Genomic DNA, 13,758 nt, shown 5'->3' with positions numbered 1-13,758 from the left:
GACCTCCGCGCGGGCTACACCAGCTCGGTCAGCAGCCCGCCGCTCTCGTAACCCTCGTCCGGCTGCGGGCTGACGGTGACGGGCTTGCCCTGCGGGTGCGGCAGTTTCGCCGCGCCGTCAATCCCCAGCAGCGCGTACATTGTGCCGAGCAGATCCCAGGGATACACCGGCCGCTCCACGAGGTTCTCGCCTTTTTCGTCGGTTTTGCCGACCACGCGGCCGCCCTTGAAGCCGCCACCGGCGACCACCGCGCAGAAGACCCGGCCGAAATGGTTGCGGCCGCCATTCCAGGGCGGTTCCCACTGCACGCGCGGCGTGCGTCCAAACTCGCCACTCCACCAGATGATCGTGGAGTCCAGCAGCCCACGCTGGTGCAGGTCCTCGATCAACGTGGCCATGCCGCGGTCGAGATCCGGCAACATCCGGCGCATTGCCTGGAAGTGCAGCTTGTGCGTGTCCCAGCCCTCATAGTTGATGGTCACGTACGGCACGCCGCGTTCGACCAGGCGGCGCGCGACCAGGCAGGACTGGCCGAAGCGGGTACGGCCGTACCGTTCGCGCAGCTCCTCTTTCTCCTCGCTCAGGTCAAACACCTTGCCCGCGTCACCGAGAATCAGGTCGTAGGCTTGCGCATCTGCGCGCTCCAGCTCGGCGACCGCCGGGTCTTCCCGTCGGCGCGCGCGCAGCTGGTCGAGCCCCAGCATCAGGTCCCGCCGCGCCCGCTGACGCTCCTCGGTGATCCCCTCCGCCACTACCCCCTCCACGACGAACCGGGTCCGGCTCGCCGGGTCGCCGCCGGTCGCAAACGGCTTGTAGCGGTTGCCAAGAAAACCGGCTTCCGAGAAGCGGCCCTGCGGACGCGTCAGCACGACGTAGGGCGGAATCAGCCCCTTGTAGCCGCCGTTGTACCCCTTGAAGTAGGAGACGACTGCGCCCGCGCTGGGCCACACCTGGCCGTCGCCCGCTTTGCGACCGGTCTGCACGATGTACGATGCGGTCTCGTGCGCGTTGTTGCCGTGCGTGAGGCTGCGGATGATCGAAAACTTGTCCGCCTGTTTCGCCAGCAACGGCAGGTTCGCGTTGATCCGAATGCCGTCCACGTTCGTCGGAATGTCCTTGTCCAGATCGCCGCAGTAGTCGTGGCCGGCGTTCGGTTTCGGGTCGAACGTGTCGATGTGGCAGGGGCCGCCCCACATCCAGATTTGAATCACCGCTTTTGCCCGGCCGGTCGGGATGGCGGGCGCCGCGATCGCGCGGTTCGTCAGCCACCAGCCGGCGGAGGCGACCAGTGTGGTTTTCAGCGCTTCGCGCCGGTTCATGGTCAGTGGGCCATGCGGGGTGTTCACGGATGGGTCCTCCTGTCGGGGTTGGGAGCCAGTCGGTTCATCTCAGTGCCGGTAGAGAAACTCCGAGCTGTTGATGAGCGCCCATACCAGATCCACCGCCAGCTCGCGACCGCGGGCGGCGCCGGAGCGTGCATATGCCTCGATCCGCTGGCGCTCCGCCGGCGTCGGTTCGCGGGAGAGGATTGTCAGGTAGATTCGGCGGACCATCTCCGCGGGCTGATTGTTCACCATCGCATAAATCGGCGCCAGTTTCGGCCCCTGCTCGATCTTGCGGCGAATGTGCGTGGAGTTGAGCAGATGCAACCGCTGGTCGGGGGTGATGCGGTTGCTGCGCTCAGACTCCAGCCCCGTGTCACGCGGCGGCCGGCCGAACATCTCCAGAAACGGGCTCGTGATGCTCCCGTCCGCCAGTTGGATTGTCCGAACGTTGCGGGGGACCCAGGTGAATGGTTCCGGAATCGGGCTCTGGTACTCCTCGGTGGTGCCCGTGATCATACACAGCGCGTCCATCAACACCTCCGCTTCCAGCCGCCGCATCGGATAGTACGCGAACTGCGCGGCCGCCTGCGGGTGCTCGGCGGCGGGGATGGGGGAGAACTGATAGGTCTGCGAGTTGAGAATCTCGCGCATCAGCCCCTTGAGGTCCCAGTTCAGCTCGGCAAGCCGCCGCGAGAGGTACTCCAGCAGCGCAGGGTTGGACGGCGGGTTGTCCTGGCGGAAATCGTCCGGCTCGTGCACGATGCCGCGCCCAAGCAGCCAGGCCCACACGCGGTTCGCGATCGCACGTGCAAACCATGGGTTCTCAGCCCGAACGAGCCAGTCCGCAAACACCACGCGCGGATCCTGGCCTGGGGCGATGCGCGCGGGCGACCCGTCAGGGAACACCGGCGCGGGCGCGACCGCCGGGTTCGTGCACGTCCGGGCAGGGTTGAAGACGAGGATCGACTCCTTCCATTCGCCGGTGCCCTTGAACTCGACCTTGGTGAAAAACGCGGCGAGGCCCGCCAGCGTCCTCGGCGGCAGCCGGTCCGGCCGCACCCCCATGAAGGTCAGCGCGACCGACTGCGCGACCGCGACGGGGTCGCCTCCCTGCGCGGCGCGGTAGAAGTTCACCGGCGGATCGCGGAAGTTGCTGCCGCTGCTGGTCAGCAGCGCGCGGGCGAACCGATCATAGGGGAGGTTCTGACGAATTGAATCCCTGATCCAGCGGTGGTACGCCTGCACCCCGTTCGGCCAGAGGTTCACCGGAAACTCCGCCTTTACGCGCAGCAGGTCGCACCACTTCATCGCCCAATAGTCAGCGAACTCCTCGCGCTCCAGCAGCGCGTCAATCAGCTTCGCCCGCCGGTCGGGCGCAGGGTCGCGCAGGAACCTGCTCACCTCCGGCTCGGTCGGCAGCGTCCCGATGATGTCCAGGTACGCCCGGCGAACAAAGACGCTGTCCGAACAATCGCGGGCGGGCAGGATCTTCAGCTCCGTCAGCCGCGCCCACACCAGCTCGTCAATCCGCCCCCGCGGGCGGGCCGGCCCGCCGTCAAACACCTCCGACGGCCCCTCCGCGGCGAGCACTGAGCCGGCCACGAACGCGAAGGCCGCGAACACGTTGGCGGTTTGCAGTGTCACCATAGAAAAAACGGGCGGCATCGGCCGATATTGTGCCGCAAGAGGTTTGATTTGCCGGCCTCCTGGGGGTGTTTTCTCCCCCCGTTTGTGCGGGGGCGTTCATCGGCCGTCGTTCAGTCGCTCCACATCCACGAAGAACGCGCCGCGCGAAGCGCCGCTGGCAGGATCCTCCAGCCAGGTCTGTAGCCGCATCTGGCCGGCGGGGAGGTCCAGCTCAAACGCGACCGCGTCAGCACCGTCCGGAACCTGCCGGGACGCCTCGATCGCCCCCGCTCGCACCCTCGCGACGCGCGCCTCCAGCCGCCGGGGTGCCGTCGCGGGCTGATGTCGCAGCGTCACACGATAGCGGCCGGCCCGCGCGACCTCGATCATCCACCACCCGTTCGCGCGCGGCAGCCGCGCAACTTGGGACTGATCCCAAGGCACCTCGTCGAGGCTGGGCGCGTGCCAATCCATGCAGGTCAGGCGGCAGGGGTTTTCCGTGTCAGCACCGACGACGATGCACGCATAGCGGTCGAACACCGGCTCCAGTGTTGCCCACCACGCCTCGTACCGCGCCCGAAGCTCGTCGACGACTGCCGGATATTGCGCCGCGACGTCGCGCTGCTGGGCGGCGTCGGCGGTGATGTCGTAAAGCTCTCGACCGTCCACCAGTCGCCAGCGCTGCGTCATCACCGCGCTCGCCCGCCATTTTGGCGGAATCTCCTCCCGCTGCACGTGCACAAAGAGTGTTCGGTCCGGCCACTCCGCCTCCCGACCGCGCAGCAGTGGCACCAGACTGCGGCCATCCAGCGGTCGGGGCGACGACCAGCTCAAACCGCACAGCTCGACCAGGGTCGGCAGCAAGTCGAAGTGCGCCGCCAACTGGCGCACGTCCCGCCCGCCCGCGAGGCCGCCCGCGGGCCAGTGCAGAAAACACGGCACGCGGTGGCCGCCCTCGTAGGCGCTGCCCTTCTGGCCGCGCATGCCGGCGTTGAAGCCGGTCCACTCGCCGGGTCGACCTGACCCGTGTCGCATCCCCGCCGCAGTGCCGTTGTCGCTCAGAAACATCAGGATCGTGTTGTCCGCAACACCCAGCGAGCGGAGACGCTCGCGCAGCCGGCCGATCGCCTCGTCGAGATGCTCGATCATGCCGTAAAAGGCGTCCATCGGCGGTGGCACGCCGCGATCTGCACAGGCGCGCCGGTAAGCCTCCGGTGCGCGGTACGGCGAGTGCGGTACGTTTGGCGCCAGATAGAGGAAAAACGGCCGGTCGCGGTGGCGCTCTATAAAGGCGATCGCCGCATCGAAGAACACGTCCGTGCAGTAGCCTCTGAACGCACGCCACTCGCCGTTGTGCAGGTAGTGGTCGTCGACGTAATCGTTGCCCCACCAGTCCGGCGTCTGGCCAATGCCTCCGCCGCCGTGGATCAGCGTCTCGTGAAAGCCGCGATCCTGCGGGCGCATGGGGTAGTTGTCGCCAAGGTGCCACTTTCCGATGCAGGCGGTCCGGTAGCCGTGCGCGGCGAAGACCTCCGCGATCGTCGTCTCGTCGCGGAACATCAGTGATCGGCCCATCACAGTGTGCCAGACGCCGACGCGCGTGGAGTAGCGGCCGGTCATCAGCGCCGCGCGGGTGGGGGAGCAGGTCGGATCCACGTGGAAGTCGGTGAACCGGACGCTCTCGGCGTGGAGTCGGTCGAGGTTCGGAGTGCGGATCATCGGATTCCCATGGCAGCCCAGATCGCCATAGCCCAGGTCGTCGGTGAGGATGATCACGACGTTTGGGCGGGGCGCGGCGATGGCACCGAGCGCCGCGAGCAGCGCGCCGAGAATGCCGGCCGACTTCATCGGCGAACCTCCGAGCGTGCGGGAGCGTCCCGCCTGCTAGCCGCGCATACTAGCAGCACGCAGCGCCGTAACCGAGTGGCTCCGGTGGGGGCGGATCAGGTAGAGTTCGCGCGCCGGCGCGCGAACGGGTCCAGCGCCGGCGGATCCTCGAGCGAATGAGCGGAGTCGAAACGTTCGACGTGGTGGTGGTCGGCGGCGGCATCGTCGGCCTTGCGACCGCGATGGCGCTGGGGGAGGCCGGGCGCCGGGTGCTGGTGTTGGAAAAGGAAACGGAGCTTGCCGCGCACCAAACGGGGCGCAACAGCGGTGTGATCCATTCGGGCCTCTATTACCGGCCCGGTTCGCTGAAGGCGAGGCTGTGTGCGGCCGGGCGCGAGGCGATGTTCGAGTTCTGTGCACGGCGCGGCATTCCGTGCGAGCGGTGCGGCAAGATCGTCGTCGCGACTGACGAGCGCGACCGCGCCCGGCTGGACGAGCTGGAACGGCGCGGCCGGGCGAACGGCCTGACGGGTCTTCGGCGTCTGAGCCCTGCCGAGATCCGTGCGATCGAGCCGCACGCGGCCGGCGTGGATGGCCTCCATGTGCCGCAGACCGGGATCGTGGATTTCCGCGAGGTCTGCCGCGCGATGGCCGACGAAGTGCGCGAGCGCGGTGGCGCGGTGCGGTTGGGTACGCCGTTCCTCGCGGCGCGGCCGGAAAGCAGCGGACTGATCGTGCACACACCGCGGGAGCGGTTGTATGTGCGTGGCCTCGTGAACTGCGCGGGGCTGCACTCCGATCGCGTCGCACGGCGGTGCGGCGTGGAGCCGGACGTCGCGATCGTGCCGTTTCGGGGCGAGTACTACACGATCCGGCCGGAGCGCCGCTGGCTGGTTCGCAACCTGATCTATCCGGTGCCGGACCCGCGGTTCCCGTTTCTGGGCGTTCATTTCACCCGACGCATCACCGGCGAGGTCGAGGCGGGGCCGAACGCGGTGCTCGCGTTCCGGCGAGAGGGTTATCGGCGCAGCGACGTATCGCTGCTGGACCTGGCGGAGCTGGCCACGTATGGGGGGTTCTGGCGAATGGCCGCGCGGCACTGGCGCATGGGGCTGGACGAGTTCCGCCGCTCGCTCAGCCGCCACCGTTTTGCGGAGGCACTCCGGCGCCTGGTGCCCGAGATCCGGGACGATGACCTGGCGCCTGGGGGGGCGGGCGTCCGCGCGCAGGCGGTCGCGCGCGACGGCTCATTGGTGGATGACTTTCGCATCGTGCAAGCGCCCCGGATGGTCCACGTGCTGAACGCGCCCTCTCCGGCGGCGACCGCCTCGATCGCGATCGGTCGCAGCATTGCCCGCTATGCGCTGGAAAATTTCGGCTGAACACCGGGCGAGGAGGGTGCGGGCCGCTTGCTAGGGGACCGCTGCGGATGTAGAGTTGAGCCGTGGAACCGGCCCGCTCGCGCGAGCGGCCGCGGAGATGTTGCCGTGGGGGCGACGCGGTTTCGACGTGCGAAGTGGAGTTCCGGTTGCGCGCCGAGGATCCCGGTTGGCCTCGTTAATCATCCGGGACACACACAACAGCCAACGCTGAGATGGCTCTCGCGGCCTAAGTCCGCGACGTTCGCCGCCGACGCCTGCTGAGCGGGTCGAACGGTTGAGCAGGCTGGCTCCGAGCCCGGGTGGCCGGGGGGAGGAGCGAGACTTCCACGTGGCCGCTGGCGCTTCGCGTGGCCTGTCGTTCGGCAGCGCGAAGGGCGAGACCGAAAGAACGACTACGCGCGTAGAAGCCGGGAGGACACTCGTGCGGACGGGGGTTCGATCCCCCCCGCCTCCACCATCTGGCGGCGCTCTTCAGGACATGCGCCGGCGGTCAGAACCAGGCCGCCAAAAGCAGCCCCACCACGTTCATCACGCCGAAGGGCAACATGAACGCCGCCGTTTCCCCGTCCAGCGTCGTGGGCCGCGGTGCGGCGCGGGCGTGCCGCCACAGGACGAGTGCCTTCGGCAGTGCCGCGAACACCAGTCCGGCCGTCCACGGCATCGCCGCCGTGCGCAGTGCCGGTACCCAGCGGGGAACCACGATCAGCGCGGCCGTCAACACGAACGCTCCGAAGACCAGCACGCCGAAATACCGTCGAGAACCCTCCGGCCCCAGTGCACCCGCGACGGTGAGCACGCCGAGTGACCGGTCATTCTCCTCGTCCCGCCAGTTGTTCGCGTGTAGCACTGCGATGACCAGCAGGCCGAACGGCGCCGCCCAGAGGACGGGAACCCAGGAAAATCGGCCGGTCATCACGCTCCAGGCGCCCGCGGAAATCAGCGGACCGAACGCCGCAAACACCGCCGCGTCGCCCGCCGCAATGCGTTTCAGCCACGGGTAGGCCAGCGCCAGAGGAAATCCCGCCGCCGCGATCCACAGCGGCACCGGCCCTGCCAGCGCCGCCAGTGCGAGGCCGCAGACGCCGGCCAGCAGCAGCGTGGTGACCGCCATCGCAAACGTCTGCTGCTCGTTCAGCCAGCCGCGTACCAGCGCGCCGCTGACCGGCAGCGCGACCCGGTCAAGACCGCGGCGGAAGTCTGCCAGATCGCTCCAGAGGTTCGCGGAGGCGTGCGCGAACCATGAACCTAGCAGCGTCAACACCAGCCGGCCCCAGCGCATCGGAGCCCCGGCCACCACCACCGCGCCGGCCACGCCCAGCAACACGGGGATCGTCGAAATCGGCGCACTCCACGGCCGGCAGGCAACCCACAGCCGCATCACCCATCCGGGTCGTCCCTTCATCTGGGGTTCTCTCCACATCAGCCGTCCGGCGTCGTCCGAAGTCGGGCGCGCTCGGGTCCATTCAGCGTGACGAGAAGCGACCGAGCCGTCAAGAGGCTGGGCGGAGGGAGAGCGGCGGCAGTTGCCGGCGCGCCGCAGCCCAGTATGCTGGGCGAGATGAACTTCGCACGGACGAACTTCGGGCCGACGCGACGCCACGTTGGAGTGGGCGCCGTTGTGCTCGCCGGCATCGCGGCCGCTGTGGCCAGCACCAATGCGCCGCGTCCCTCCGCTCCTCTGCCGCCGGGCTACACGCTGGAGTGGCACGACGAGTTCGATGTGCCGATCTCCTCCGACCGCTGGTCAGTGTTTGTCCCGCCCGACCGCCAGAGTTGGGCGAGGGCCTCGCGCCAGGCGGTGGGGCATGACGGCAGCAATCTGGTGCTCAGCGCGATTCGAGACGAGCGCGATTTCCTGTTCGGATGGGTGTCCAGTCAGGCCGTCTACCGCCGACGCTACGGCTATTTCGAAGCCCGACTCGCCACACCACCCGCGCGCGGGTGGCGCGCCGCATTCTGGCTGATGAGCCCGACACTCGGCGAGCCAATAGACCGCCCTGACGCGGCCGGCGCAGAGGTGCAGATCCTCAGCCGCATCACCGCCGACCTCGCCGAGCGCTCGTTTGGTCACGCGGTCTACTGGAACGCACCCGAGGGGTTCCCGTATCTGACCACGAACCGCGACGGCGTCGTGCGTGTCGTGTCCAATGCGCCGCCTCCCGCCGGCGTTGGTGTGTTGACGCCGCCCCCCGCAGACCATGGCGGCGGCGGATTCCACACCTACGGTCTTCTCTGGACCCAGCGGGAATACGTGTTCTTCGTGGACGGCCGCGAAAGCTGGCGCACCGGCCGCGGCGTCGCGCAGGTTCCGCTGTTCATCTGTCTGGCCCTACTGCCCGACCCGCGCGGTCCGAATCGCCCAATGCGGGTCGAAACGCCAGCGCACATGTTCTGCGACTACGTGCGAGTGTACGCGCCGCCCACCGAAGAAACGCCCACCGGCCGCTGAGAACGCCCCCTCGCCGGCCGGCAGGAGGGTGCTTCCGTCACGGACCTGGGCCGCGGCGCGCCGCGGTCAGCCACTGCTGCAACCGCTCCAGCAGCGCGCTGCAGCGATCCCACTCGCCCGCCCGAGCGGCGCTGCACAGCTCCAGACCCACCACCGAGACTGCCGCCAGGCCAACCGTTCCGCCCGCCCCTTGTAGCGAGTGCCCGAGCGCACGCACCGCCTCCGCATCGTGCGCGGCGCAGGCGTTGCGAGCGGCGCCCAGCTGCTCGGCCAGATGATCACAGAAAATCTCGCGGATCTCCGCGTCGGTCGCCGGCTCGGAGACCCGAAATGGCGCCGCTCGTGTTTCAATATCCGGAATCAGATCTCGCCAATACGCGATGCCTTCGTGGGCCCACAACTCAGGTGCGGAGGGTGTCGGCTCGGTCATGTTCGGGTTCCCCACCGGGCTGACCTAACCAGCGCTCCAGCACGGCCTGCAGCTCCTCCGGCCGAACCGGTTTGGCGATGTAGTCGTCCATGCCCGCCTCAATGCATTTTTCCCGGTCGCCCTGCATCGCGTGGGCGGTGATCGCGATGATGATCGTTCGCGCCGGCGCGCCCACGCTGATGCCGGGCAGCATTCGCTCGACCTGCTCGCGCCGGCGCGCCTCCATTTCGCGGATCCGGCGTGTCGCCTCGTAGCCATCCATCTCCGGCATCTGGCAGTCCATCAAGACCGCGTCGTACGGCACCGCCCGCAACACCACCAGGGCCTCCATGCCGTCCGCGACCGCGTCTGCCCGGTAGCCGAGCCGTTCGAGCTGCCGCAGCAGCACCTTGCGGTTCACCGGGTTGTCTTCCACCACCAGCAACCGGCCGTGCCGCGGCCGCGGCCGTGGCGGTGGCGGGGGTGGTCCGGCGGCCGGCGCCGGCGTTTCGGTGGCCAGGCGCGTCAGCAGCTCCGCCAGCACCGTTCGCTTCACAGGCTTGGTGAGGCATTCCGCCAGGCCCGCGTCGCGGATGCGGTCGGTGACCACCGACCGCCCAATCGAGGTCATCAGCACCGCCCGTACGTCCCGAAGGCGCGGATCCTCCTTCATCCGCCGTACCAGCTCGGCGCCGTCCATGCGCGGCATCATCATGTCGGTGAGCAGAATCTGAAACGGTTGGCCGGCCTCCGCCGCGCGGATCAGACGGTCCAGCCCCTCCACCCCGTCCACCGCCGTCTCTGACCGCATACCCCAGACCTCGACCTGGCGCTCCAGGATCAGCCGGTTCGTCGCGTTGTCGTCCACAATCAGCACTCGCAGACCCCGCAGCACGCTGAGATCCAGCGGCGCTGGCCGTTCCTGATCTGGCGCCGGGGACAGCGGGATTTCGAACCAAAACGTCGAGCCGTGGCCCGGTTCGCTTTCCACGCCGATCTCGCCGTTCATCAGTTCCACCAGCCGCCGCGAGATCGCCAGCCCCAGCCCTGTGCCCCCCTGCCGGCGCGTGAGCGAGCTGTCCAGCTGCGAGAATGCGCGGAACAACCGCTCTCGTTGTTCCTGCGGGATGCCGATGCCGGTGTCGCGCACCTCGAACCGGATGCGCCCCTCCGCCGCGCCCTCCGCCGGCCGCACCGTCACCACCACCTCGCCGCGCTCGGTGAACTTCACCGCGTTCGAGACCAGGTTGATCAGCACCTGCCGCACCCGCCCCTCGTCGCCGACCACCATCGTCGACAGTTCGTCCGCGACGTGCGCCACCATCTCGAGCTGCTTCGAGGAGGCTGCGCCGGCCAGCAAATCCAGCACGCCCTCCACCATCCGCACCAGGTCGAACGGTTCCCGGTGGATGCCGATCTTACCAGCCTCGATCTTCGAAAAATCGAGAATGTCGTTGATCAGGGTCAGCAGCGACTCGCTGCTGGCGCTGATCGTGCGCACATAGTCTCGCTGCTCCGAGGTCAGCGGCGTCTGCTCCAAAAGGCCGGTGAGCCCGATGATCGCGTTCATCGGGGTCCGGATCTCGTGGCTCATGTTCGCGAGGAATTCGCTCTTCGCACGATTCGCCTGCTGCGCCTCCTCCGCGAGCCGGCGCGCCTCCGCGGTCGCGGCCTCCGCCTCCTTCCGCAGCTTCTCCAGTTCGGCGCTGCGCTGCTCCAGCTCGCGTCGCCGGCGAAAACAGCCGGCCGCCCATCCCGCCAGAAAGGCTGCCGCTGCAAGCACAGCTGTGGCGATTCCGGTCATCCGTGCGGCTCCGTCCGGGCCGTCCTCTTTTACCCGCAGGCCCGGTACTGCACAAGCCGCGATGCCGCTTGCGGCCCGCCCGCTCGGCTCGAATACTCTCGCGCGTGCATGCACGCTCCCCAGAATCCCCGTCGCCCGTTGCCGACTCCGTCCGTGCGGTGGCCGCGCGCATGCTCGCGCGATGGCTCCGCAGCGGGGCGTTCCCTAACCGACTGCTCGAGAGCGTCGCGGACCGCCGCCCGGAGGTGCAGGAGCTGGTGTTCGCCGCGGTGCGCCGGCGCGAAACGCTCGATTGGATCCTGCGCACGCACCTGAAGGATCGGCCCGCTCCGCCGCTGCGCGCGCTGCTGCACATCGGGCTGGTCCAGCTCTTTTTCATGGACCGCATGCCCGACCACGCGGCGGTGCACGAGACGGTGGAGGCCGCGCGCGAGCTGGGTCTGGGCTGGGCCGTGCGACTGGTCAACGCGGTGCTCCGCCGCGCGCAGCGGAACCGCAGCGAGATTTTGCTGCGGCTGCGCCGCATGCCACCCTCGGTGCGCTTGTCCCATCCGCCGTTGCTGGTGGAACGCTGGGAGCGGGAACTCGGCGCGCTGCGCGCGCACCGCCTCTGCGAGTGGAACAATCAGCCCGCGCGCGTGTGCGTGCGGCTGCGCCCCGGCGCCCCGCCCGTGGAGCACTACGTCGCGCAGCTGCGTGAGCGCGGCTGCACCGCCGAGCCGCACCCATATGCGCCGGACCGATTCGTCGAGCTCGGCCACGGGATTCGGCCGGCGTCGCTGCCGCTGTTTCAGGAGGGCCTTATCTACCTCCAGGATCCCTCCACCACCGTGGCGCCGGAACTGCTCGCACCGCAGCCGGGCGAAACGGTGCTCGACGCGTGCGCCGCCCCCGGCGGGAAGACCGCGCTGCTCGCGGAGCGGATGAACGGCCGCGGACGGCTGATCGCGCTCGAGCTGCACGAGGACCGTCTCGACCGGCTGCGCGAAAACCTGCAGCGCCTGCACCTTGAGCGCGTCGAGATCGTGCGCGCGGACGCGGCGACCTGGACCCCCGGCCCCGATCAGCCCGCGCAGTTCGACGCGATCCTGCTCGATGCCCCCTGTACGAACACCGGTGTGATCCGCCGCCGCCCCGACGCGCGCTGGACCTTCTCGCCGGAACGTCTGGAGCGTCTGTGCCGTCTGCAGGCCGCGCTGCTCGACGCGCTGGCACCGCGTGTGCGTGGCGGTGGCCGGCTCGTCTACAGCACCTGCAGCCTCGAGCCGGAAGAAAACAACCGGCAGATCGTCGCGTTCCTCGGCCGGCGGCCGGACTTCGTGCTCGTCGCGGAGCGGCTACTGGTGCCGACCGATACGGCGACCGACGGCGCATACGCCGCGTTGCTCGTCCGCCGCGGTTGAAGAGCCTCCGCTCGTCGCGGTGCTGGAACTGCGGTGCGACGGCGAGTGGGCCCTCGCAACGCTCTCGTGTCCGGCTAGAATGTGGTGGCCGGCCCAGCCCGCGGCCGCACGCCGACGGCCGGCCGAACGAAAGGAGTTCGCGATGCTGTTCCCGCTGCTGCAAGAGCGGCTCGACGAAGGCGCCGGGTCGTCGGCGGAGCTTCCCGCTGCCTGGCCGACAGCGGCGCCGGAGCCCTGGCGGTTCGAGATCGAGCGGCTGCTGAGGATTTGCGAGGCGCTGTGGACCTTCTGGAAGGAGCCGCACGGCTACACCGACGAGGACCTGTTCCGGCGGGTGATGGAGATTGATCTGCACGATGGTCGCGCGAACGGGCGCGTCGGCGCGGCGCCGGTGCGCGAATGCCCGCATGGTCATCGCCCGATGACGCGCGGCCGTCCGATCTGCATGTACTGCGGACGGGCGTCGGCGGCGGGCGTGTTCGAGCGGTGAGCGCCACGGTGCCCCGTCCGCCCTCCTCGGCCGCGTGTGCGGAAGTGCTGCAGAGTGTCCGGCATGTGGTGTGGGACTGGAACGGGACGCTGTTCGACGACGCGTGGCTGTGCGTGGAGATCATGGATCGCCTGCTGCGGCGCTACGGACTGCCCGGCCTCACGCCCGAGCGCTATGCCGCGACGTTTGATTTTCCGGTGCGCGACTACTATCGGCGGCTCGGCTTTGACTTTGCGCGCACGCCGTTTGAGCGCGTCGGCGCGGAGTTCATCGAGGAGTATGAGCGGCGGAAGTTGGAGTGCCGGCTGCGGCGCGGCGCGCGCGCGGCGATCACGCGGCTTGCGCGGCGCGGCATCGGGCAGACGGTGATTTCGGCCTATCGCGAGGACACGCTCCGCCAGCTGCTGCGACATTTTGGGCTGGATCGGTACATGGAGGCGATTGTCGGTGCCCATGACATCTACGCGGCCGGCAAGGGCGAGCGGGCGCTCGAGTGGTTTCGAGCGGCCGGTTGGCGGGGGTGCGAGGTGCTGGTGATTGGCGACACGACGCACGACGCGGCGATCGCGCGGGCGATGGGTGCACAATGCCGGCTGGTTTTGGCGGGGCATCAGAGCGCGGCACGGCTGGCGGCGACCGGCTGGCCGGTGGTGCGGACGCTGCGCGAGCTCGGCATCTGAGCGCGGCTGCGCAGTTCCTGTGCTAGAATGGGGCGGGTCGGGGCGTGGCGCAGCCCGGTAGCGCGACAGCTTTGGGAGCTGTGAGTCGTGGGTTCAAATCCCACCGCCCCGACCATGTCAGCGCGAAAGCGGGGGGGCCGGTGAGCGTCCCAGCGCATCACAACCGGCGGAGATGGGCGATGCCACCACGTCGTTTGAAAGCAGAGAGGAACGGCTCCGCGAGCGGTGCGACCACCGGATTCGAAGCGGAGCTCTGGCGCATGGCCGATGCGCTGCGCGGTGCGATGGACGCCGCCGACTACAAGCACGTCGTGCTCGGCCTCATCTTCCTCAAATACATTTCCGACGCATTTGAGGATTACC

The 13,758-nt window shown here is 68.9% G+C and carries 12 protein-coding genes, 1 tRNA gene and 1 other RNA gene; 8 read left to right on the top strand and 6 right to left on the bottom strand.

Annotated features, from left to right (window positions below; all coding sequences use genetic code 11):
- Positions 1-14 precede the first annotated feature (14 nt).
- The 3 genes from N2652_07330 to N2652_07320 all read right to left on the bottom strand — a co-directional run bounded on the left by N2652_07330 (position 15) and on the right by N2652_07320 (position 4,799).
- On the bottom strand, positions 15-1,319 hold the full coding sequence (locus N2652_07330) for a DUF1501 domain-containing protein (GenBank protein ID MCX7818998.1): 1,305 nt from the start codon (positions 1,317-1,319) through the stop codon (positions 15-17).
- 69 nt (positions 1,320-1,388) lie between these two features.
- Positions 1,389-2,972, bottom strand: a complete 1,584-nt coding sequence (locus N2652_07325) for a DUF1549 and DUF1553 domain-containing protein (GenBank protein MCX7818997.1) — start codon at positions 2,970-2,972, stop codon at positions 1,389-1,391.
- 96 nt (positions 2,973-3,068) lie between these two features.
- A complete protein-coding gene (locus N2652_07320; GenBank protein MCX7818996.1) occupies positions 3,069-4,799 on the bottom strand; it encodes an arylsulfatase in 1,731 nt (576 codons plus the stop codon).
- Positions 4,800-4,954: 155 nt separating this feature from the next.
- On the opposite strand from N2652_07320, the gene lhgO reads away from it, so the two are divergent.
- Together lhgO and ssrA are read left to right on the top strand one after the other, a co-directional pair.
- A complete protein-coding gene (lhgO, locus tag N2652_07315) occupies positions 4,955-6,160 on the top strand; it encodes an L-2-hydroxyglutarate oxidase (GenBank protein ID MCX7818995.1) in 1,206 nt (401 codons plus the stop codon).
- A gap of 107 nt (positions 6,161-6,267) precedes the next feature.
- Positions 6,268-6,617: a transfer-messenger RNA gene (gene ssrA, locus N2652_07310) on the top strand.
- 33 nt (positions 6,618-6,650) lie between these two features.
- Here ssrA and N2652_07305 read toward each other — a convergent pair.
- The gene (locus tag N2652_07305; GenBank protein ID MCX7818994.1) at positions 6,651-7,562 is read right to left on the bottom strand and encodes a prenyltransferase; all 912 of its coding nucleotides are present in this window, start codon (positions 7,560-7,562) and stop codon (positions 6,651-6,653) included.
- Between the two features lie 156 nt (positions 7,563-7,718).
- Between N2652_07305 and N2652_07300 the strand changes: the two genes are divergently transcribed.
- Positions 7,719-8,609, top strand: coding sequence for a glycoside hydrolase family 16 protein (locus N2652_07300; protein MCX7818993.1), 891 nt, complete (start codon positions 7,719-7,721; stop codon positions 8,607-8,609).
- 37 nt (positions 8,610-8,646) lie between these two features.
- Here N2652_07300 and N2652_07295 read toward each other — a convergent pair whose 3' ends face one another.
- Both N2652_07295 and N2652_07290 read right to left on the bottom strand, forming a co-directional pair.
- Positions 8,647-9,039: an Hpt domain-containing protein gene (locus N2652_07295; protein ID MCX7818992.1), complete on the bottom strand. Its 393-nt coding sequence runs from the start codon at positions 9,037-9,039 to the stop codon at positions 8,647-8,649.
- A complete protein-coding gene (locus N2652_07290) occupies positions 9,011-10,822 on the bottom strand; it encodes a response regulator (protein ID MCX7818991.1) in 1,812 nt (603 codons plus the stop codon). Before N2652_07290 ends, N2652_07295 begins: the two co-directional genes overlap by 29 nt.
- A gap of 158 nt (positions 10,823-10,980) precedes the next feature.
- Between N2652_07290 and rsmB the strand changes: the two genes are divergently transcribed.
- The 5 genes from rsmB to N2652_07265 form a co-directional block, all read left to right on the top strand.
- Positions 10,981-12,225 carry a 16S rRNA (cytosine(967)-C(5))-methyltransferase RsmB gene (gene rsmB / locus N2652_07285; protein ID MCX7818990.1) on the top strand — a complete coding sequence of 415 codons (1,245 nt, stop codon included), beginning with the start codon at positions 10,981-10,983 and terminating at the stop codon, positions 12,223-12,225.
- A gap of 142 nt (positions 12,226-12,367) precedes the next feature.
- A complete protein-coding gene (locus N2652_07280; protein ID MCX7818989.1) occupies positions 12,368-12,715 on the top strand; it encodes a hypothetical protein in 348 nt (115 codons plus the stop codon).
- On the top strand, positions 12,712-13,395 hold the full coding sequence (locus N2652_07275) for an HAD family hydrolase (GenBank protein MCX7818988.1): 684 nt from the start codon (positions 12,712-12,714) through the stop codon (positions 13,393-13,395). Before N2652_07280 ends, N2652_07275 begins: the two co-directional genes overlap by 4 nt.
- A gap of 38 nt (positions 13,396-13,433) precedes the next feature.
- A tRNA-Pro gene (locus N2652_07270) sits at positions 13,434-13,510 on the top strand.
- 64 nt (positions 13,511-13,574) lie between these two features.
- On the top strand, positions 13,575-13,758 hold a 184-nt coding region (locus N2652_07265; protein ID MCX7818987.1), incomplete at its 3' end, for a type I restriction-modification system subunit M N-terminal domain-containing protein.

This window comes from Kiritimatiellia bacterium (assembly GCA_026417735.1).
Lineage (GTDB): Bacteria > Verrucomicrobiota > Kiritimatiellia > PWTM01 > PWTM01 > CAACVY01.
Note: the sequence above shows the minus strand (reverse complement) of the source record. Positions and strands in the feature narration are given on the sequence as shown.